The sequence below is a fragment of the Pseudomonas sp. GM21 genome, assembly GCF_000282215.1.
GTDB lineage: Bacteria > Pseudomonadota > Gammaproteobacteria > Pseudomonadales > Pseudomonadaceae > Aquipseudomonas.
Window position 1 is genome coordinate 21608 of record NZ_AKJS01000078.1, and the last position, 19725, is coordinate 41332.

A 19725-nucleotide genomic window follows, 5' to 3' on the forward strand; every position below is an offset into this window, starting at 1 on the left:
GAAGTTCCTGCTTGGCTGGGGGTGAGAAGGCGCGGCCGATCATGCTTGCGATCCGTCGAGGCGGTCACGCAGATGCCGCAAGGTGCGGATCATATACTTTTCCACCATGTTCTTGGACAAACCCAGGCGTTCGGCGATTTCAGCCTGGGTCAGGCCTTCGATTTTTTGCCACACAAATACTTTGCGGCAATTGACCGGCAACTCGGTGAGCGCCCGTTCGATGCAATCAGCCAACTGGATCGCCTGCATGTACTGCTCCGGGTCGCCGGACGACGACACACTCAGATCAATCGCCTCCGACTCCATGGCGCCCCGCCGATCCTCACGCCGATAACCGTCCACCGCGATGTTGCGCGCGGTCTGGTGCAGATACGCCCGAGGTTGTTCCACCGCCGCCGAATTCGACTCAAGCACCCGCACAAAGGTGTCGTGGGCCAGGTCCTCGGCCTGCTGACGATTTCTCAGGCGACGGGTCCAGGTGCCAACCAACTCTTCGTAATAGTCGAAAAAGCCATGTCTGCGGGGCAGCTTGGGGGTCATTGCGGTGTGCTGTGGAGACGGGGCGTGAATAGTAATGCTTCCTATTAACCGGAAGCAATGGATTCAACGTCGCCAGGGCCGCCGTTAGTCAGCCAAGCCAACGGCCCCCGTTGCAGGGGCCGTTTTGATTCATCCAATCAGTGCGCGATGCACACCGATTTCAGCTCGGTGTACGCCTCGATCACTGCGCGACCGAACTCACGGCCCATGCCCGATTGCTTGACGCCACCAAACGGCATCGCCGGGTCGAGCAGCACGTGAGCGTTGACCCACACCGTACCGGCCTCGATGCGCGGCACCAGGTTCATGGCTTTGCCCAGGTCATTGGTCCACAGGCTGGCGGCCAGGCCGTAGCGGTTGTCGTTGGCCAGCGCGATCACAGCGTCTTCGTCATCGAACGGCATCACGCCCAGCACCGGGCCGAACACTTCTTCACGGGCCACGGCCATGCTGTGGTCGATGTCGGCCAGAATGGTCGGCTGCACGTAGAAGCCCTCGCCTTCCACCAACTCACCGCCCGACACCACACGCGCGCCTTCGCGGCGAGCCAGTTCGATGTGCTTGAGCACGCTTTGCTGTTGCTTGCGTGACACCAGCGGGTTGATCGCGGCATTGCAGTTCATCCCGGCACCGATTGGCATGGCGGAGACCGCAGCGGCGAGTGCTTCGACGAATTGATCGTGGATCGAGCGATGCACATAGAAGCGCGAAGCCGCCGCGCAGACCTGGCCGTTGTTCAGCAGGCCGCCGAGGATCGCACCTTGAACGGCTTTTTCGATGTCAGCATCGGCGAGCACGATCATCGGGTTTTTGCCGCCCAGTTCCAGCGAGAAGCGCGTCATGTTTTCCATGCACGCCACGCCGACACTTTTGCCCACGGCAGTGGAGCCGGTGAACGACACTTTGCTTACCAACGGGTGCGCTGTCAGCACGCCACCGACCGAGGCGCCGCCACCGGTGACGACGTTAAACACGCCAGCCGGAATGCCCGCTTCCAGCGCCAGCTCAGCCAGACGCATGGCGGTCAGCGGGGTTTCCATCGCCGGTTTGATGATCACGGTGCAGCCGGTGGCCAGTGCCGGCATCAGTTTCCAGGCAGCGATCAGCAGCGGGAAATTCCACGGCACAATCCCGACCACCACGCCCACCGGCTCACGCTTGGTGAAGGCGGTGAACTTGGCGCCCGGCGGCAGCGGGATCGACACGTCGAAGGTCTGGCCTTCGATCTTGGTCGCCCAGCCGGACATGTAGCGCATGAATTCCACGGTGGCGTTCAAGTCCAGAGCGCGGGCCATGTTGATCGACTTGCCCTGGCTCAGGGTTTCCAGCTGCGCCAGTTCTTCGGCGTGCGCCTCAACCAGTGCAGTGAAGTTCAGCAGAATGCGTTCGCGGTCGGCCGGACGCAAACCGGACCACACACCGGATTTGAACGCGGCATGGGACGACTGCACGGCGCGCTCGACCACGTCCAGCGGCGCGTCCAGGGTTTCGCAAAGGGTTTGCCCGGTGGCCGGGTTGACCACGGAAATGGTCGGACCATCCGCCAACACCCATTGACCATCGATAAAGCAGCCATGGCGGCGCTCAAGGAAGGCAGCAACCTGCGGCAGAATTTCAACGTTGCTCATAATTCACCTGTCATTCAAACGTGGGGTTCAACCTGGAAGTCCGGCTGATTAGCGTTGTTCTTTGAGATAGCAAACGACCGCTTGGCGGTCATCGGCGGAGGCCAGCCCCATGTAGGGCATGTAGGTCCCGGGCACATAGGCCTGGGGTTGGGTGATCAGTTGGCTGATGGTTTCAGCTTGCCAGGTCACGTCTTTGCTGCGCATCGCCTGGGAGTAGCTGAAGCCTTCGAGCGAGCCGGACTTGCGCCCGACCACGCCCGCAAGGCTCGGCCCCATCATGCCGGCCATGTCTTTGCTCACCGAGTGACACACCCCGCATTCATTGGCGAACACCTGGGCGCCGTGGCCCTGGTCCGGTGTGCATTCGGCGGCGACTACGGTTTGTGCCAGCGCCAAGGTCAGCAAACCAAAGAGGGAGAACTTCTGTGAAGTGAACATAAGCAGGCGACCTTGAGAATCCGTGAAGGGAAGCAACAGCAGGGTTGAGACGGATTGTCAGCGGTCAGTGATGCGCAGGTTTTGCCCTGCGTGCCAGTCGTGTTGGCTGGGCTGCCAAACCGGACATTTTGGCAAGCACAGGCAACTCTTTGGCAACCACACAAAAGGGCGAAAAAGTTCCGGGCCTTAGTATCGAGAAAGACCTCAACCCTGTGGTCATGAACAAGAATGGATGCCACACCATGCTCAAGTCCCCCTTGCTTCGTCTCTCGACGCTCGCGCTGCTGATCAGTGCCGCCCAGGCCAATGCCTACGAACTCTATGCCAATGACGACACTCACCTGAACGCCACGCTGGAAGCGGTCTTCGGCATGTTCCACAGCCAGGAAAACTACGCGTTGTCCGGCCGTCTCGACGAAGGTTCCTCGTCGTGGCGCGAGGGTTACATCAAATACGGCCTGAGCTTCGACACAGGCCTGGCCGGCTTCGGCACCGCTTACGGCGCCGGCAATATGCTCAGCTCCGGCACTTGGGGCGACGGCGATGCCGCCGGTTTCACCGACGGTACGGAACGCACCACCAAGTTCGAAGACGCTTACCTGGGCTGGCGCTCGGGCAAGCTGTTTGAAGCGATGGGTGAGGACGGTGTCGACCTGTCCTTCGGTCGCCAGAACATCGTGGTCGGCGACGGTTTCCTGATCGATGGCGATGCGCTGAACCTGGGCAAAGGCCTGGCCGACGGCGAGTTCAATCGTGGCGGCGCCTACTACCTCGCCGCCCGTAAAGCCTTCGACGAAACCGCCGTGTTGCGCCTCGGTGGCAAGCAAGGCTGGCGCAGCGACCTGATGTGGCTGAAGTCGGATAACCGCGCCCAGGCCAAAACCGAAATGTACGTCGGCACCCTGGAACACGTCGCCGACGCCGGCACAGTCGGTCTGACCTACATCGACACCAACGAGGTCGACGAGCAGTACGCCTCACCGTTGCAGCTTGAACGCGATGGCATGAAGACCTACAGCTTGCGCGCCACGGGCAACGCCGGGGTGAAAGACCTGTTCCTGTCCGGTGAATACGCCAAAGAAGATAAACCGAACACCAGCAGCGAAGACGCCTGGTACCTGGAAGCCGGCTGGACCTTCTCCGAGTCGATCTGGACACCTTATGTCGGCTACCGCTACAGCCGTTTCTCGGAAAATTACGACACGTTGTTCTACGGCTTCAGTCGCGGTTATGGCACCTGGTTCCAGGGTGAAGTCGCCGGTAACTACGCCGGCCCGTTCAACACCAACTCACGTATCCAGAACGTCTCGCTGAAAGTCTCGCCACTGGAAAACCTCAATGTCGGCGTGTTGTATTTCAACTTCGACACCATCGACCGCAACCTGGGCAACACCGATGGCCAAGAGGTTGACTTGTACGCCGAATGGCACGTCAACGATCACCTGACCATCATGCCGCTGCTCGGTCTGTACAGCCCGGACAAGAGCGCCGCCCAGGGTGGCACCCAGTTAGGCAACAACGACAACAACCTCTACAGCCAAGTGGTGTTTGCCACCACGTTCTAAGTCCGTAAGCCGACGCAGCCCCTGTAGCAGCTGGCGAAGCCTGCGTCCGGCTGCGAAGCAGTCGTAAAACCTGAATACGCGGTCTTCCTGATTTACCGCGTGTACTGATTTCACGACTGCTTCGCAGCCGGACGCAGGCTTCGCCAGCTGCTACAGGGACCCGGTTGAGGCGTCTTCTGCCTTCAACGGAAACGGAGTTTCCAATGCATTCAAAATCTCTGTCGATTCAGAGCAAGATCGCCCTGCTCGCCGGTCTCTGCCTGCTGTTGGTGGTGAGCTTGCTGATGGGGTTGTCGCTGTATCAAACCCATCAAAGCAGCCAACAAGTCGCCCAAGCCAGCAGCGACATGCTCGCCAACGCCGCCAAGGAACACATGCAAGCGCTGGGCACCGTGCAGGCGATGCAGGTGCAACGCACCTTCATGCAGACTCACGAATACGGCCAAGGGTTGTCGCGGTATTTGCTTTACCTGCGCCAGCTGCAACAGCAGGGTCATCTGACCCGCCCGCAATTGCGCCAAGAGCTGAGCACCCAGCTTCACCAGGCCCTGATCGACAAGCCCGACCTGCTCGGGCTTTATGTCATTTTCGAACCCGACGCCCTCGATGGTGCCGACAGCGGTTTCGCTAACCAGGCAGCCATGGGCAGCAACGAGACCGGCCGCTTTTCCCTGTACTGGGTGCAAAGCAAACCCGGCGAACTGCAAGCAGTGATCGGCGACGAAGCACTGCTCGCCAACACCTCCCCCGGCCCCAGCGGCGCGCCGTACAACGCCTTCTACACCTGCGCTCGCGATACCCGGCAAGCTTGCGTGCTGGAGCCCTATTTCGATGAGGCCTCGGGCAGTCGAAAACTGGTGACCAGCATCGCGTTCCCGTTGATGGACAACGGCAAAGTCATCGCCGTGGTCGGCCTCGACATCAACCTCGCCGCCCTGCAACACAACAGCGAAACCAGCGCCCATCAGCTGTTCGATGGCCATGGGCAGATCAGCATCGTCAGCCCGCGCGGGGTGATCTCCGCTAACAGCCAGGACGTTAGCCGCCTCGGGCAGGCACTGGAAAATGCTGCGGTCATGGACGCCTTGCGCCAGGGCCAAGCGAAGGTGTTTGTCGATCAGCAGCAGATCAACGTCCTCGAACCACTGGCACCGATTGCCGGTTCTGCACCGTGGGGCGTACTGGTCGGCGTGCCGCAAGACGTGCTGCTGGCACCGGTGACCACGCTGCAAAACGAACTCAATGCACAAGGGGTTAAAAGCACCGCGCTAGAGTTGCTATTGGGTGGTGGCTCGGCCCTGCTCGGGTTGATGCTGATCTGGTACGCGGCATTTCGCATTACCCGGCCGCTGCAAATGCTCACGCGGGTGATGGAGGATATTTCACTAGGCGAAGGCGATTTGACCCGACGCCTGGCGGTGCAGTCGCGGGATGAAATCGGCCAATTGGCGACCGCGTTCAACCGTTTTGTCGAGCGCATTCATCATTCGATCCGCGAAGTGTCTTCAGCGGCGCTCGGCGTCAACGAAGGTGCCAAGCGCGTGTTGCTCGCCTCCAATTCGTCGATGAGCAACTTCGGCGAACAATCGACCCGCACCCACAGCGTCGCCGCCGCGATCAACCAACTGGGCGCCGCCGCCCAGGAAATCGCGCATAACGCTTGCGATGCTTCACAACAGGCTACGGCCGCGCGGCAACAAGCGGAGGATGGTCGCCAAGTGGTGGAGCGCACGATCCAGGTGATGAACGAACTGTCCGGCAAAATCAGCACCTCGTGCGCCAACATCGAAGTGCTCAACGGCAAAACCGTCAACATCGGGCACATCCTCGAAGTGATCAAGGGCATCTCGCAGCAGACCAACCTGCTGGCGCTCAACGCCGCCATCGAAGCCGCCCGCGCCGGTGAAGCAGGCCGTGGGTTTGCAGTGGTCGCCGATGAAGTACGCAGCCTCGCCGGACGCACGCAAACGTCGGCGGCGGAGATTCAGCAGATGATCGAAGAACTGCAAATCGGCGCGCGCGAATCGGTGACCACCATGACCGAAAGCCAGCAACACAGCGAAGAAAGCGTGAGCATAGCCAATCTGGCCGGTAAACGCCTAAGCAGCGTGACCCAGCGGATTGGCGAGATCGACAACGTGAATCAGTCGGTGGCTGCGGCAACTGAAGAGCAGACGTCGGTGGTTGAGGCGTTGAATGTCGACATCACCGAGATCAACACCCTGAATCAGCAGGGGGTGGAGAATCTGCAATCGACGTTGCGGGCTTGTACTGAGCTGGAGCGGCAGGCGGATCGGTTGAATCGGCTTGTCGGTAGTTTTCGGATCTGAAACTAGTGTTGCTTGAAATTCCGCTTTCGCGAGCAGGCTCGCTCCCACAGTTTGACCGGGTTGTCTGGACGAACGCGGTCCAATGTGGGAGTGAGCCTGCTCGCGATGAACGATGACGCGGTGCTTCGGTATTACTTCGGCACCTCAACGTTATCCAGCATCCGGTTCGCCGCCAGTTCCGCGAGCATGATGATCTGCTGGATCGCCATGGCCGTATGCCGATGCGGCCCTTCCAGATACCCCGCAAAATCACTGGCCATGACAGTGGCCTGGGCCAGGACTCACAGGTGTGGGCCAAGAGGTCTTCGTCCCGGATATCCGGTGCGAGCATGAACATCGTGCTGGGCTTGCGGGTAGCCGGGGATTTGATGACGCCGGGGTTTAGGTAATGATCGAGGGCGCGCTCGGCGGCGTCGTGGAGTTTTTTTGAATCGAGTGATTCGTAGGGGGATGCCGGATCTGTGTCTGGCGGATTTGGCGTTACTTTGAACATATTCATTCGTTCCTGAATGGGCAGCCACGCCTCGCTACTAATACGAGGGGTGGCGGCTGTACGCAGGTTAGTAGACCGGGGAACGAAGGCAAAGCCGGCGCGTCCGAGGACGCCCTGCGCACAGCCACCATCAGATACAGGCATTGGAATACCTGTTTGACAGACACTTGTGCAGCCTTCAAACCCTCGGGCTACTAAACCCGATCACTGGGAATCAGTGACGGGAATCAAGTTACCGAGGGCATCCAAAGCGCACAAGCCGGCGGATTCTGGCGTAGTCGTAGGTAATGGCGCAAGGCGTTGTAGCTTTCAGGAAGCATCCTTAAACACCTTTAAACATGTGCTCGAATTTGAGACCGCCATCGCGGTGCTTCAGCAATGCGCACCCGCATGCTCAAGCCGATGAAACAACCGGTTGAAATACACCAGGCTATCCCTCTCCGCGCGCACACCGACATTCGACAACTCAACGAACATCACCGAATGCGACCCGACTTCCTTGCACTCGGTGATCCGCCCTTCCAGCTGCACCAGTGCATCGCGCAGCAACGGCACGCCGGTGTCGCCTTCGTCCCACAGGTCCCAGGCAAAACGTTCGGCCATCGACACTTTGGTCATGCCGGCGAAGTGGCGGGCCAGGTCTTCTTGTTCGCCGCACAGAACGTTCACGCACAGATGGCCGTTGGTGCGGAACACATCGTGGGTGGCGCTGTTGCGGTTTACACAGACCAGCACGGTGGGTGGCGAGTCGGTGACCGAGCACACGGCGCTGGCGGTGATGCCGCATTGTCCGCCGGGGCCGTTGGTGGTGATGATGTTCACCGCGGCAGGCAGCTGCGCCATGGCGTTGCGAAAGTCGATTTGCTGCTGGCTCAGGTCGGCCATTTCGATGCCCCTTCCTTCAGGAGGACCGTCGTTGCGCGGCCCTTGGTGATGGAACAAGACTAAGGCCCGGCGCGGCGCGCAGCCATTCTGACGATCCCCATGCCGAGGTGGGCTTTCCGCTAGTCGACTAGGTGGTTTCTTTATCGTCAGGGCCCTTCGCAGTGGGTATCCTGCATTGAGGCGCCACCAAAGGCGCAAGTCCGCCGCAGCGTGCACGCGTGCGATAACAATAAATAGAATTTCTCGTGGCAGTCCCTGATGGAAACGCGCAAACCGATTGTTTATATCGTTGATGACGACAAAGACCTGCGCACCTCGCTCGCCTGGTTGCTGGAGTCGGTCAGTGTGCAGGCGCAATGCTTTGCCGGTGCTGAAGAGTTCCTGAGCCAGTACGACCCCAAGCAGCCGGCGTGTCTGGTGCTGGACGTGCGCATGCCGGAAACCAGCGGCTTTCAGTTGCAGGAAATCCTCAACCAGCGCGGCAGCACCCTGCCGACGATTTTCGTCTCGGCCCATGGCGACATTCCGATGTCGGTGACGGCGATGAAGAACGGTGCGCTGGATTTCGTCGAGAAGCCCTACAACCCACAGCAGATGATCGACCGCATTCAGGCCGCGCTGAAGACCGCCGTGCATGCCCAGGCCGATCAGCAGCAACGCCAGAACCTGCAAGGCAAGCTCGCGCTGCTGACCAGCCGGGAACGGGAAGTGTTGATGCTGGTGATCGATGGCAAGGCCAGCAAGGTCATTGCTCGCGAGCTGAACATCAGCGTGAAAACCGTTGATGTGCACCGGACCAAGATCAAGGAAAAGATGGGCGTGAGCAGCATTGCCATGCTGGTGCGCGAGGTGTTGCATTTGCCGGTGGATGAGCCGGCGCGGCACTGAACCTTAATCTTCGGCGGTCATCAGGCCGCCTTCGCGAGCAGGCTCGCTCCCACACTGGAACTGTGTACGCAGGACTAATGTGGGAGCGAGCCTGCTCGCGAAGAACGATGACTCGGTCAGTGGCTATAGCGCTTGCGGTACTCACCCGGCGACACGCCGAAGCGTGATTTGAACGCCGAGGAAAAGTAGCTGGAATCCGAGAACCCCCAGGCGTAGCACAGGGCCGAGAGCTTCTGCTCGACGTCGCAGCGGCGCAGGTTTTCGGCGCAGAAGTCCAGGCGACGATGCTTGATGTATTGCGCCACCACCAGGCCACGCTTGGAAAACATCCGGTACAGACCGCGCACCGACATGCCCACCTCTCGGGCAATCAGCTCGGGGCACAGCTCTTCGTCACTGATGTGCTCGTCGATGTAGGCGATGGTTTTGCGAAATTGCCGCTCGTGGGCATCCACCCCGGCATCGCGCGCGCTGATCCCCGGCAACAACAGACTGACCAAGGCGTCGAGCACGGCTTCGCTTTCCTGCATCTCCAGCCCTTCCTGACGCTGGGTCTCCAGCACCATGTGGTTGGCGAGGGTGGCCAACGGTGTGCTGGCCGCAATGCGCGTGGCGCAGTTGACGGCGTTGAAGTGCGAACCGCGCTGTACCACCTGACGCGGCAGGATCAGCGACAACTGGCGGGAATCTTCGTTATAGGTCATGTCACTGGGACGGCAGGCGTCGATCAGCGCGATGTCACCACAGCCCAGCTGGGCGCGGTTGTCGCCCTGTTCGAGTTGCGAACTGCCGCGCAGTTGAAACACCGCGTAGTAGTGGCCGTCGCTGCTGGTGCTGACGTCTTTGCTGGTGCGATACAGATGCACATGGGCCATGTCGACCACACTGAGGTTGATCGCGCCGTTGCGAAATTCTGCCAGTTCACCGTAAAAATTCGCGTCCAATGCGCGGGCATCGAAGCGCCCACAGGCCTGATTGACCTGGCTTAACCAACTTTCGAATGCAGTGTTGCGCACCGTCGAAGTAGTACTCATGACCGCAGGGCCTCACGTCAGTTTTATTGTTATTTTTCGACCGCTTCGCCGAGCGGTTCGATGAATAGCGGGTAGTGACCGTCGCCTCCTTAGACGGTCGTGGGGCGCCGATTTAATCGACTCCCACGCAATGTTTCCAGGGGTTTTACCAGTTAAAGGTCCAATACCAGACGAGCGGAAAGCGCTCGCGAAACGCAGGCGCAAATTTGCTTGTTGCCCGCCTTCTCTTTGTTCGACAAACAGTTGTCGCGGTGTTCCGGAACCCCGTCCAGTACGTCGACGATGCAGGTGCCGCAGATGCCTTCACGGCATTCAGTGTCGATGTCGCAGCCGTGGGCCTGTAGCACGTCGACCAGACTGGTATTGGCCGGGACCTGAAGCACCACGCCGGAGCTGGACAGTTCCACTTCAAAACCACCACTCGGGCCAGCATTGGCGGCGGGATCGGCCTGGAAATGCTCCAGGTGAATCGCGTCTTCACTGCGGCTGCGGGCGGCCACTTCGACCACTTTGTTCATGAACGGCGCGGGACCGCAGGTGTAGACGTGGGCGGCGCTGCCGGCCTGATCCAGGCTTTGGGTCAATGCCGCGTCCATGTCAGCCGGCTCGACACCGTAATGGAACTGCACATGATCGGCAAAGGTCGTCGCCAACAGTTCGGAAAAAGCCGCGTACTCCGGCGAACGAGCGAAGTAATGCAAGCGATACGGCTGGCCACTTTCCGCCAGTCGATAGGCCATGCTCAGCAGCGGCGTGACGCCGATGCCGGCGGCGAACAGCACATGTTCGCTGGCGCTCGGGTCGAGGCGAAACAGGTTGCGCGGGGCACCCATCTCCAGCTCCATGCCCTCTTCCACCTGCTCATGCAGTGCCAGCGAACCACCGCGCGACTGCGCTTCTTTCTTCACCGCCACCAGATAGGCGCGGCGATCCTGCGGCGGACTGCACAGCGAATACTGGCGGGTCACGCCGGTCGGCCCGGTCAGGTCGACATGCGCTCCCGGTTCATAACTGTCGAGCGGCTGACCGTCACTGCGCACGAGGCGAAAGGAACGGATATCCAGCGCTTCGTCGACGATCCTTTCGATCCTCACTTTCATCATTGCATCACCTGAAATACGGTTGATTTTGTTAAATGAGCAGCCTGTAGCAGCTGTCGAGCAGCGCGAGGCTGCGTTCGGCTGCGTAGCAGCCGTCAATCCTGAATACGCGGTCCTCCTGGAGGACCGCAGTGTCTGATTTCACGACTGCTTTGCATTCGAACGCAGCCTCGCGCTGCTCGACAGCTGCTACATGAGCTGCGTTGAACGCTTTTTTTCAGCGCATGAACAACCCGCCGTTGATGTCCCAGCACGCGCCCGTCACCGAGGCGGCGTGTTCGGCGATCAGCAGCAACACGCTGTCGGCGATGTACTCCGGGGCGCCGAGGGTGCCGGCCGGGATCATCTTCAGAATCAGCTCCAGACGCTCCGGGGCCACGGTTTCGCGCACGATCGGCAAGTCCAGCGGACCCGGCGAGATGCTGTTGACCGTCACGCCTTGCGGCGCCAGTTCACGGGCGAAGACCTTGGTCAGCGTCGCCACGCCGCCCTTGGCCGCCGCGTAGTGCGCGCCGGTGGCCGTGCCGCCGTTCTGGCCGGCGAGCGAGGCGATGTTGACGATGCGACCAAAGCCGCGCTCGGCAAAGTGCGCGCCGAACACCTGGCAGGCGACGAACGTGCCGCGCAGGTTGATCGCCATCGACTCGTCGAACTCCTCGGGCGTGATGTCCATCAGCGCCGCCACTTTCGATTGGCCGGCATTGTTCACCAGAATGTCGGTACCGCCCCAACGCTCGGCGAGCAGGTCGCGGGCCCGGACAAAATCGGCCTTGTTACGCACATCCAGCTCGATGGCGACGGCAGTCGCGCCGCTGCCATCGAGTTCCGCCGCCAACTGTTGCACGCCATCGAGGCGCACATCAGCGAGAGCGACGCGATAGCCCGCCGCGTGCAAGCGACGGGCGATGCATTCGCCGAGACCACGCGAAGCGCCGGTTACAAGAGCTACTCGGTTCATGGTGGTGGCCCTCACAGCAGGAAGCCGAGCGCGTTCAGGCAGTCGGTGGAGTTGATCAGGCGCACAACCTTGCGTTCCAGCTTCGCCACACCGTCGACAAAGCGAATGCGGTGGTTGAGGTCGGCCACGAATGGCGTGTGCACGCCGCGCTTGTAGGCATATAGCACTTGCGCGGAATTGACTTCAACGAGGTCGCCGGCAGCTTCCACCAGACTGAAACGCGAGACCGTGCGGACGGTTTTTGCCGCGTCCACCGCCGACGGCGCGAAGCCGGCGGACAGGCGTTCAATGCGCAAGTCACGCATGCGCGCATCGTCGTAGGCGTAGTTGAGCGTGGCTTCAAAGTCTTCGGTGTCCGGGTCGATCGGCACGATGTACTTGCCGTTCTCGCTCCACAAGGTCGCCCATTCGGCATAGTTCTTGTGGTCGAGCAGTTCGGCTTCGCGCCAGATGAATTCGATGGCCTGAGCCAACGGACCGGAAAAACCGTTCAGGGTGTCTTGATTGCTCATTGGCTCATCATCCTCTTCCACATGTCATAGGCACCGCGCATGCCGCCCTCGTCGGTGGCGTGGGACACCTTGTCGCCGTTCTCGGCGGTGATTTCGCGATTAAGGCCGCGATTGACCAGGATTGGCGCGTCGACGCCGGCGTACGAGCCGCGCTGCACACGGTCCCACGCCTCGGCATCATCCGGGGTGCCGAAACCGAACGGGCCCTGGAAGTGTTCGTGAACGCGCATGCGTTCGCGGTTGGCGATTTCCGGGCCGCCGTCCATGCCGAGGGCGACATGGCGGATCTCGGTTTCGGTGACCGAGACCGGGCGCAGCACGCGGAAGAACGACATCGACATCGCCACGTTCGGGAACAGGTTCAGGTTGAACCCGGCGCCGTGCAGCGAACGTACGATGCGGCGCACTTGATCCGCCGGCATGGTTTTCGACAGTTCTTCGGTGACGTGGGCGAAGCGCTCTTGCAGCTGTTCAGTGCCGTCGTCGTGATCGAGATCGACGTGCTCCGGCACCATCACCATCACGCTGTGGCCATTGCCCAGGGAGTGGGTGACCGCTTGTTCGTCGGTCATGAACGAGAGCATTTCCGAGGTTTCTTCATCCACCGACGACATGAACGACTTGTGCACGATCGGGAAGTGATAACCGTCGGTGGTGTTTTCCAGCTGGATCTTCCAGTTGCCCTTGAAGCTGAACTTGTGCTCGCCCTGGGTCTTGATCGGGTAACCGGCGCCCTGCTTCATGAACAGGTCCATCCAGTGCTTGGCACCGCCGAGGAAGTCTTCCAGCGGTTCAATCTCGTCGTTGTAGCTGGCGAAGACCATGCCGGCGTAGCTTTCCACGCGCAGGCTGGTCAGCGGCAATTCAGACTTTTCCAGAATGCCTTCGTAGCCGTCCGGGTATGGCAGCGCACGCAGTTTGCCGTCCAGGCCATACGACCAGCTGTGGTACGGGCAGGTGAAACCGGTGGCGTTGCCTTTGTGCTTCTCGCACACGGTGGCGCCACGGTGGCGGCAGCGGTTTTCCAGGACGTTGATGTTGTTCTTCTTGTCGCGAACAACGATCACCGGACGACGGCCGATGGTGGCGGTCTTGAAGTCGCCGCTATTGCGCACTTCGCTTTCGTGGGCCACCCACACCCAGGTGCGGTAGAAAATCTTGTCCAGCTCGGCTTCGAACAGGGCTGGATCGTTGTACAGCGAGACGTCGACGCGGTCGTGACTGACCAGTTCGTCGGGGCTTTTCGATGATGCGATCAGCCGGTATTCATGAGTGCTCATGCGGTTCTCCTCATGGCTTTTTATGACTTGTTTTTAGGGGTAGGCCGTTCACCGGCCATGCTCTGTTGCAGCTGCGCACCAAAGGCGCAAACCAATTCGTCCTGATCTTTACGGCCGACAATCTGCAGGCCGACCTTCAGCCCGCCGCAATCCAGTTCCACCGGCACCGTCAGCGCCGGATGGCCGCTGAGGTTGAAAGGGCGTACCAGCGGGGTCATGCCGGCCACGGCTTTGCTCGCGCTGCGGGCTTCGATCAGCGTTGGCGGCAGGCTCGGCATCGTCGGCAACAGCAGCACGGCGAACTGCTCCAGCGCCGCGTCCACTTGCTGACTGAAGCGCTCGCGGACTTTCTCCGCTTGCGCCAGGTCGGCGGCGCTGGTGCGGCTGGCGGCCAGCAGGCGTTGCTCGACATCCGCACCGATCAAGCCTTTGCCGGTGAGGTGGCCGAACGCCGCCCAGTTTTCAAAATTGATCACGGTCAAACCGGCAGCGAACGCCGCTTCAAATTCGCTCAGGCGTAGAGTGCTGCGACGCCAGCCGGCGCGGTCGGCGGCAGCGCCGAGGCTCGCTTGCAAATGCGGATCGCAGTCGACTTCGAGGAAGCCGACAGAGGCATTGCTTGACGGCAAACCTTGAACCTGAAAACCAGGGCAGATCACTTGCATCGCGGCGATCAGGTCCGCCATGTCGGCGGCGAACGGTCCGACGCAATCGAGGCTGGACTCCGCCGGATGCGCACCGACCCGGCTGACGCGGCCGTAAGTCGGTTTCAACCCGGCAATGCCGCAGCACGCCGCCGGCACCCGCACCGAGCCACCGGTGTCAGTGCCAATGGCGATGTCCGCCAAACCGCCCGCAACTGCAGCGGCCGAACCGCTGGAGGAACCGCCCGGAACGCGATCCGGCGCTTGCGGGTTGATCGGTGTGCCGGTCCAGTCGTTGATGCCGGTAACGCCAAACGCCAACTCGTGCATGTTGGTCTTGCCAACTATCTGCCAGCCAGCGTCGAGGATTGCGTCAACGACATCGGCGTTGCGGGTAGCCGGCGCCGCATCGGCAAACGCGCGGCTGCCGGAACGGGTCGCATGCCCGGCAATGTCGATGGAGTCTTTGATCGCGACCCGTTTGCCGCTGCCACCGATCAAGAATTCGCTGATAAACGTGCTCATGCGCCCAACCCCGTGTTGAACAAGCGTTGCGTGCGGAAATGCTCGATCAGCCAGACGCCGTCGACACAGCGGAAATCGATGTTCAGGCGAGTGCCAAACAGTTCGCTGTGGCCATCGGCGTAGGTGGAAATCTGCTGCATGATCCACTGCCCCTGGGCCTTGCTGCCGTCGACCGTGATCGACTCGCTGGTGAGGAAATGCAGGTTCAGGCGAAAGTGCTCCGAGGGCGGCAAGTAGCCGCCAACAAACGCCGCCACCGCATCACGTCCGTGATGCTGGCCGAAGGTCTGTGCAGTCTGAGTGCCGATACCTTCCCAGATGGCATCGACGCAGAACAGCTCAGCCAATTCGCGGACATAAGTCGGCGCCCTCGGCACATCACACAGGTCCATGTAGCGCGCCATCAAGCGGCGCACCTGGCTCTCCCCTTCCAGCGTTTCAAGCCGCTGCAGCAAGGCCTCGTTCATGGCTTAAACCTTGGCTGCATCAGGAATGGTCAGTGGGCGACCGATACGCGCTTCGACCTTGGCGTAGCGCCACAGGCTGTATTCGTTCACCGGCGTGGTGCGGAACAGGTTGCAGGCGTCGATCACCGATTGGTGGCAGTCGACGTCGGCCATGATGTAAACGGTCCACGGCGAAGTGGTGGACGGGCCGACCATCAGGCGGTCATCGTCCATCGCGCCGAGCACGGTGATGCCGGGCATGGCACCGAGCGAGCCCATCATCTGGCTGAAGCCTTTCCACACGCTCAGGCCTTCGCCGGTCGGCAGGTCGAAAAAGTTCTGGGTGATGCCGATGCAGAAGACGACGCGCAATGGCTCTTGAGTGGTCTGGGTCATGGGGTTTGATCCTTGAAAGAGTGGGTTCAGATGTAGCCAGGGAATGGCGGTACGCCGAGGAACACCGAACCGGCGCCGTCGTACAGGCCTTCGCTGAGGAATGCGTGCTGGGTGACCACCAGCGAATCGCGCAGGTAGCGTTGCAGCGGGTGGCGCAGGTAGATCGCGGTGGTGCCGGCGAGGCTGTAAGCGCTCTGCACCACGGCCGCACCGGCCTGGGACACGTGAATCGCAGACAGACGCAACAGGCTGGTTTGCTCAGGCGTGACCGGGTTGCCGGCCAGGATCGAGTTCCACACCTGCTCGGTCGCGTTGTAGAAGAAGCCACGGGCGGCGGCCAGTTGCGCTTCGGCCTTGGCGATTTCGATGCGCACGTAAGCGCGGTCGGCCATTTTCGGTGCGCCGGTAATGCCGCTGCCGGCGGCCATGCGGCTCACTTCATCAAGCGCAGCGCGAGCCAGACCGAGGTTGACCACGGCCAGCACTTGCGCGGCGTAGGCAATCGACGGGTAGCGGAACAGCGGCTCATCGATGGTCGCGGCACCGCCACGGATGAACGTCCAGCGCTCTTCGACGTGTTTGTCGGTGACGCGCAGGTCGTGGCTGCCAGTGCCTTTGAGGCCGACCACGTCCCAGTTTTCAATAATGTCGACCTGATCCGCGCGGAACACGGCGGTACGAGGCTTGCCACCGGCCGCGCCGATGCCGACACCGAGCAGGTCCGCACCTTTGCAGCCGCTGGCGAATTTCCAGGTGCCGTTGACCTGCCAGCCACCATCGACCGCTTCAGCAGGCTGCAACGGGAACAGGCCACCGGCGAATACCAGATCAGGGCTGTCGGCGTAAATTTCAGCCAGGGTTTCTGGCGGCAAAGCGGCGAGGTAAACGCCGGCACTGCCGAAGCTGGCAACCCAACCGGCGGAACCGTCGGCTTCGGAGATACGTTCGATCATCTGCAGGAATAGCGCTGGCGCCAGTGCATCACCACCGAAGCATTTCGGCGTGGCGGCGCGGTAGATGCCCACCTGCTTGAAGCGTTCGATCATGTCCCGTGGCACGTGGGACCCGGCGTCGAATTCTTCGCGACGTTGGCGCACTTCATCCAGCACCCGCTGAAATTCCTGGCTATGGACGCTGGTGTCGTCGACGCTTGGCAGAGGGTCTTTCTGCGCGGTAGCTGAACGCAGCATGGGCGTGTTCTCCGTTGAATTGTTATTAGACGGAGCCTGCCTCGGGGCGGGACGACCGTTGATGGGTTCAGTGTAAAAACCGTATCCGCTCGCCACTATTGGGGCGTGTAGCCCCCCGACTAAAGAAAACCCCTAGCCCGCCCCCGGTTACCTCTGAGCGCATCGCCAGGCGCAAGCCGGTATAAAACGCCATACTTCGACTTCATCTGTAGTCGACCCCTCTGCCGCCAAGGGCTGCGCGATGTATCTGCCAAAACCGAACGACTTCTACGCCCTGATCGAAGCCATGCCGTTGTGCATCATTCTTCACGACGCCCACAGCAAAGAAATCCTGTGGGCCAACGCCGCCGCCCTGACGGCGCTGGGCTTTACCCTGGAAGAACTGACGCCGCTCAAGGCCCCGGACATGACCCGCAATGCGCCGCAGTACCGACGCTCGGTCGGCCTGCGTTGGCTGGAAGGCGCGGCGCGCACCGGCCAGCGCGCCATCGAGTGGTGTTATCGCTCCAAGCAAGGCGTGGAAATCCTCTCGGAAGCGGTGGCGACACTGGTGCACCTGGACGGTCGCGATGTATTGATGGTGCAGTTCCGCGACATCTCCAAAGAAGACAAGGTCAAGCGCGACCTCAAGCGCTTCGAAAGCCGCCTCAAAGCCTTTATGCAGGACCTGGCCGAAGGCGTTGCGGTGCTCGGGCCCCAGGGCGATATCCGCTTTATCAGCTCATCCGCCGCGCAACTGCTCAACAGCGAAGATCAGCCGCTGATTGGCGAAAACTTCCTCGACTGGTGCGACGAAACTTCACGCCTGCGCCTGCTGCAACAGATGTCCTGCGAGCAGCCAGAACACGCACCGTTCAGCGTGCACTACCACCTGCAACGGCGTGACGGTGAATGGCGCTGGCACCATGCGACGTGCCGCTACATCGAGATTGAAGACGACCTGGTCGGCTACTTACTGCTGTTCCGCGATGTCACCGAACAGGTGCGCGCCGAAAAAGCCCGACGGGTCAGCGAGCAAAAACTGGAATACCTGGCCCGCTACAACGCCATGGGCGAAATGGCCGTGGCCATTGCCCATGAGCTGAGTCAGCCGCTGGCGGCCACGCGTAATTTCATTGAAGGCGCGGTGATTCGTTTGGGCAAGGATCAGGGCACTGATCAAGGCGTGGCCTGGGGTTTACAGAACGCTGTGCGGCAAATCGAGCACGCGTCGGTGATTATCAAAAGCGTGCGTGAATACGTGGTCAAGCTGGAGCAATCCGAAGAGCTGATCGACCTCAACGAGCTGCTGCGTGAAACCCGATACTTCATCAGCCTGCGGGCCGACCCGAGCCGGATCGAGGTCGAGATCATCACCAGCCCCGAACCGTTGCTGATCAGTTGCGAGAAAGTACTGATTGGCCAGGTCATCCTCAACCTGGCGTTTAATGCCATCGAAGAGATGGCCGATTTACCGCCAGATCGACGTGTGCTGCGTATACACGCGAGCCGTGATGATCAGGTTGCCTTGGTGCGGGTTGAAGATCGCGGACGCGGTATTCAGGCGCTGGAGCAGGACAAACTGTTCGACGGGTTTTTCTCGTCCAAGGTCAGCGGCAACGGCATCGGCCTGGCGCTGTGCAAAAACATCATCGGCCGCCATCGCGGGGATATCTGGGCGCAGAACCTGGAGCCTTGTGGGGCTGTTTTTACCTTCTCTCTTCCTCTCGCAAATCCCGTCTGACGCTCGAAGTCCTCCGATTCTTTAGACGACACAAAACCTATGTTGAGGATCAGTTGGCCAGGTACAACAAACAATCTTGGGATTGCTTAAGTCTTAAAGGAAGCGGAGCAAGGGCTAATGTGTACGGGATTTGCTCGTAACCATGCGCAATGATAGAATCGCCCCGTCATCTACGCTCCAGGCCGTCCGGTTCGCTGAATCCAACACGTTGGACACCGATCTGGCAAGTGTGGTCCCAGTAGCTAGGAAAGCTCCGAAACAAGTGTTTCAGTGCAGTGATCCTTTCTATTGACGCAGCGGGTGGAAGATTGCGATAGGTGCATAAAAGCGGAAATCAATTAATTGGTTTCCGCTTTTTTTTGCTAGTAATAATCGTTCATGAACATGTTCAAATGTGTCGTTTTCGTCACATCCTTCCACTCGCAATGGCAATTGGGGAACGAGCCTTTGATTGATGGGTGTTTTCCCGGACCTCGCGTGACGTTGAAGTGCCGCTGAATATCAGCAACTCTTCGACCAAATCGAAATGTGAAATTCAGTTCGCAAGAGAGCGCGTGCGGAGCTCCGGTGGCAGGAAGACTGTGATGCTCTGTACCATATTCGAAGTGTTTGTCATCATCGTCGATGAAGTAGCGCGTCGAGTAGCTAGACTTGCGCCTAGGTTTTCGCCGTTGCTTAAGCAGTACAAACAACGCCTTGGTCTCTTCAACGAAGGTCGGAGCTTGGGTGCGTAAACGCACGAGCTCAACCAAATCACGCCACTCCGTGGCATCGAAATTTCGTTCCGGCAACAATGACGCCTGCTGATTTTGACCGTTCAATACTTCAATGCAAAACGCTGAGAATGTGCTGAGCAGGCTATTAACCTTCTGGACCAGATAGCTCTCGGCATTTTCTACTCGAGACGGTATTCCCACACGATGTATAAAGAGCGCTGTGCGGGTAAATTCCAGGCATGCGCCGCAACGGTCATCTCCTATCACAAGCAGCGCATCACTCGTGCTGGATTTACTGTGAAAATAGCGTTCTAGGTTTGGCTCCCGGTTGAGATCAGGCGCTCCCAAGTCCAAGGTCAAAATCCCTCCTGGAAAATTCGAAGGCGCAGTGATCTTATTACGAAGCTTCACGAACTCACGTCGCAGAAATTCAT

General features: G+C 60.2%; 17 protein-coding genes and 3 pseudogenes. 5 read left to right on the top strand and 15 right to left on the bottom strand.

All coding sequences use genetic code 11. The features are described from left to right. Positions 1-39: 39 nt before the first annotated feature. From PMI22_RS17150 to PMI22_RS17140, 3 genes are all read right to left on the bottom strand, one after another. Positions 40-540: a sigma-70 family RNA polymerase sigma factor gene (locus PMI22_RS17150; RefSeq protein ID WP_007945327.1), complete on the bottom strand. Its 501-nt coding sequence runs from the start codon at positions 538-540 to the stop codon at positions 40-42. Positions 541-677: 137 nt separating this feature from the next. After that, the gene (locus tag PMI22_RS17145) at positions 678-2168 is read right to left on the bottom strand and encodes an aldehyde dehydrogenase family protein (protein WP_007945328.1); all 1491 of its coding nucleotides are present in this window, start codon (positions 2166-2168) and stop codon (positions 678-680) included. A gap of 48 nt (positions 2169-2216) precedes the next feature. Next, positions 2217-2606, bottom strand: coding sequence for a c-type cytochrome (locus tag PMI22_RS17140; protein ID WP_007945329.1), 390 nt, complete (start codon positions 2604-2606; stop codon positions 2217-2219). Between the two features lie 242 nt (positions 2607-2848). Between PMI22_RS17140 and PMI22_RS17135 the strand changes: the two genes are divergently transcribed. The 3 genes and pseudogenes from PMI22_RS17135 to PMI22_RS32475 form a co-directional block, all read left to right on the top strand. After that, positions 2849-4171: a hypothetical protein gene (locus PMI22_RS17135; RefSeq protein ID WP_007945330.1), complete on the top strand. Its 1323-nt coding sequence runs from the start codon at positions 2849-2851 to the stop codon at positions 4169-4171. 422 nt (positions 4172-4593) lie between these two features. Then, positions 4594-5643: pseudogene (locus PMI22_RS32470) on the top strand (HAMP domain-containing protein); the annotation flags it as partial. Between the two features lie 261 nt (positions 5644-5904). Then, positions 5905-6501, top strand: a pseudogene (locus PMI22_RS32475) (methyl-accepting chemotaxis protein); the annotation flags it as partial. A 131-nt stretch (positions 6502-6632) separates the two neighbouring features. Here PMI22_RS32475 and PMI22_RS0129380 read toward each other — a convergent pair. Together PMI22_RS0129380 and hpaC are read right to left on the bottom strand one after the other, a co-directional pair. Beyond that, positions 6633-6994, bottom strand: a pseudogene (locus PMI22_RS0129380) (DUF6124 family protein). A 372-nt stretch (positions 6995-7366) separates the two neighbouring features. Next, positions 7367-7879: a 4-hydroxyphenylacetate 3-monooxygenase, reductase component gene (gene hpaC, locus PMI22_RS17125; protein WP_007945335.1), complete on the bottom strand. Its 513-nt coding sequence runs from the start codon at positions 7877-7879 to the stop codon at positions 7367-7369. 258 nt (positions 7880-8137) lie between these two features. Here hpaC and PMI22_RS17120 point away from each other — a divergent pair, with 258 nt between their 5' ends. Then, positions 8138-8767, top strand: a complete 630-nt coding sequence (locus PMI22_RS17120) for a response regulator transcription factor (RefSeq protein ID WP_007945336.1) — start codon at positions 8138-8140, stop codon at positions 8765-8767. A 116-nt stretch (positions 8768-8883) separates the two neighbouring features. Here PMI22_RS17120 and feaR read toward each other — a convergent pair whose 3' ends face one another. From feaR to PMI22_RS17075, 9 genes are all read right to left on the bottom strand, one after another. Continuing rightward, positions 8884-9801 (bottom strand): transcriptional regulator FeaR, encoded by a 918-nt coding sequence (feaR, locus tag PMI22_RS17115; protein WP_007945337.1) that lies wholly within the window; start codon positions 9799-9801, stop codon positions 8884-8886. 152 nt (positions 9802-9953) lie between these two features. After that, the gene (locus PMI22_RS17110) at positions 9954-10904 is read right to left on the bottom strand and encodes a PDR/VanB family oxidoreductase (protein WP_007945339.1); all 951 of its coding nucleotides are present in this window, start codon (positions 10902-10904) and stop codon (positions 9954-9956) included. 214 nt (positions 10905-11118) lie between these two features. Next, positions 11119-11859 carry an SDR family NAD(P)-dependent oxidoreductase gene (locus tag PMI22_RS17105; protein ID WP_007945340.1) on the bottom strand — a complete coding sequence of 247 codons (741 nt, stop codon included), beginning with the start codon at positions 11857-11859 and terminating at the stop codon, positions 11119-11121. Positions 11860-11870: 11 nt separating this feature from the next. Further along, a complete protein-coding gene (locus PMI22_RS17100; protein WP_007945341.1) occupies positions 11871-12371 on the bottom strand; it encodes an aromatic-ring-hydroxylating dioxygenase subunit beta in 501 nt (166 codons plus the stop codon). Then, positions 12368-13651: an aromatic ring-hydroxylating oxygenase subunit alpha gene (locus PMI22_RS17095; protein ID WP_007945343.1), complete on the bottom strand. Its 1284-nt coding sequence runs from the start codon at positions 13649-13651 to the stop codon at positions 12368-12370. The genes PMI22_RS17100 and PMI22_RS17095 overlap by 4 nt, the downstream gene beginning before the upstream one ends. Positions 13652-13671: 20 nt before the next feature. Continuing rightward, the gene (locus PMI22_RS17090) at positions 13672-14820 is read right to left on the bottom strand and encodes an amidase (protein WP_007945346.1); all 1149 of its coding nucleotides are present in this window, start codon (positions 14818-14820) and stop codon (positions 13672-13674) included. Further along, a complete protein-coding gene (locus tag PMI22_RS17085) occupies positions 14817-15287 on the bottom strand; it encodes a nuclear transport factor 2 family protein (RefSeq protein WP_007945347.1) in 471 nt (156 codons plus the stop codon). Before PMI22_RS17085 ends, PMI22_RS17090 begins: the two co-directional genes overlap by 4 nt. Before the next feature lie 3 nt (positions 15288-15290). Beyond that, the gene (locus tag PMI22_RS17080; RefSeq protein ID WP_007945348.1) at positions 15291-15662 is read right to left on the bottom strand and encodes a hypothetical protein; all 372 of its coding nucleotides are present in this window, start codon (positions 15660-15662) and stop codon (positions 15291-15293) included. A 26-nt stretch (positions 15663-15688) separates the two neighbouring features. Next, positions 15689-16852 carry an acyl-CoA dehydrogenase family protein gene (locus tag PMI22_RS17075; RefSeq protein ID WP_007945349.1) on the bottom strand — a complete coding sequence of 388 codons (1164 nt, stop codon included), beginning with the start codon at positions 16850-16852 and terminating at the stop codon, positions 15689-15691. Between the two features lie 241 nt (positions 16853-17093). Here PMI22_RS17075 and PMI22_RS17070 point away from each other — a divergent pair, with 241 nt between their 5' ends. Beyond that, positions 17094-18575, top strand: coding sequence for an ATP-binding protein (locus PMI22_RS17070; RefSeq protein WP_007945351.1), 1482 nt, complete (start codon positions 17094-17096; stop codon positions 18573-18575). Between the two features lie 362 nt (positions 18576-18937). Here the strand turns inward: PMI22_RS17070 and PMI22_RS17065 are convergent, their stop codons facing one another. After that, positions 18938-19702 (bottom strand): hypothetical protein, encoded by a 765-nt coding sequence (locus PMI22_RS17065; protein ID WP_238543947.1) that lies wholly within the window; start codon positions 19700-19702, stop codon positions 18938-18940. Positions 19703-19725: the final 23 nt, after the last annotated feature.

Excerpts from the sequence above, each read along its gene's own strand:
- PMI22_RS17080 (WP_007945348.1), bottom strand. The coding sequence starts at position 15,662 with ATGACCCAGACCACTCAAGAGCCATTGCGCGTCGTCTTCTGCATCGGC.
- PMI22_RS17095 (WP_007945343.1), bottom strand. The coding sequence starts at position 13,651 with ATGAGCACTCATGAATACCGGCTGATCGCATCATCGAAAAGCCCCGAC.
- hpaC (WP_007945335.1), bottom strand. The coding sequence starts at position 7,879 with ATGGCCGACCTGAGCCAGCAGCAAATCGACTTTCGCAACGCCATGGCG.
- PMI22_RS17100 (WP_007945341.1), bottom strand. The coding sequence starts at position 12,371 with ATGAGCAATCAAGACACCCTGAACGGTTTTTCCGGTCCGTTGGCTCAG.
- PMI22_RS17085 (WP_007945347.1), bottom strand. The coding sequence starts at position 15,287 with ATGAACGAGGCCTTGCTGCAGCGGCTTGAAACGCTGGAAGGGGAGAGC.
- PMI22_RS17120 (WP_007945336.1), top strand. The coding sequence starts at position 8,138 with ATGGAAACGCGCAAACCGATTGTTTATATCGTTGATGACGACAAAGAC.
- PMI22_RS17150 (WP_007945327.1), bottom strand. The coding sequence starts at position 540 with ATGACCCCCAAGCTGCCCCGCAGACATGGCTTTTTCGACTATTACGAA.
- PMI22_RS17145 (WP_007945328.1), bottom strand. The coding sequence starts at position 2,168 with ATGAGCAACGTTGAAATTCTGCCGCAGGTTGCTGCCTTCCTTGAGCGC.
- PMI22_RS17090 (WP_007945346.1), bottom strand. The coding sequence starts at position 14,820 with ATGAGCACGTTTATCAGCGAATTCTTGATCGGTGGCAGCGGCAAACGG.
- PMI22_RS17140 (WP_007945329.1), bottom strand. The coding sequence starts at position 2,606 with ATGTTCACTTCACAGAAGTTCTCCCTCTTTGGTTTGCTGACCTTGGCG.
- feaR (WP_007945337.1), bottom strand. The coding sequence starts at position 9,801 with ATGAGTACTACTTCGACGGTGCGCAACACTGCATTCGAAAGTTGGTTA.
- PMI22_RS17105 (WP_007945340.1), bottom strand. The coding sequence starts at position 11,859 with ATGAACCGAGTAGCTCTTGTAACCGGCGCTTCGCGTGGTCTCGGCGAA.
- PMI22_RS17075 (WP_007945349.1), bottom strand. The coding sequence starts at position 16,852 with ATGCTGCGTTCAGCTACCGCGCAGAAAGACCCTCTGCCAAGCGTCGAC.
- PMI22_RS17070 (WP_007945351.1), top strand. The coding sequence starts at position 17,094 with ATGTATCTGCCAAAACCGAACGACTTCTACGCCCTGATCGAAGCCATG.
- PMI22_RS17135 (WP_007945330.1), top strand. The coding sequence starts at position 2,849 with ATGCTCAAGTCCCCCTTGCTTCGTCTCTCGACGCTCGCGCTGCTGATC.
- PMI22_RS17110 (WP_007945339.1), bottom strand. The coding sequence starts at position 10,904 with ATGATGAAAGTGAGGATCGAAAGGATCGTCGACGAAGCGCTGGATATC.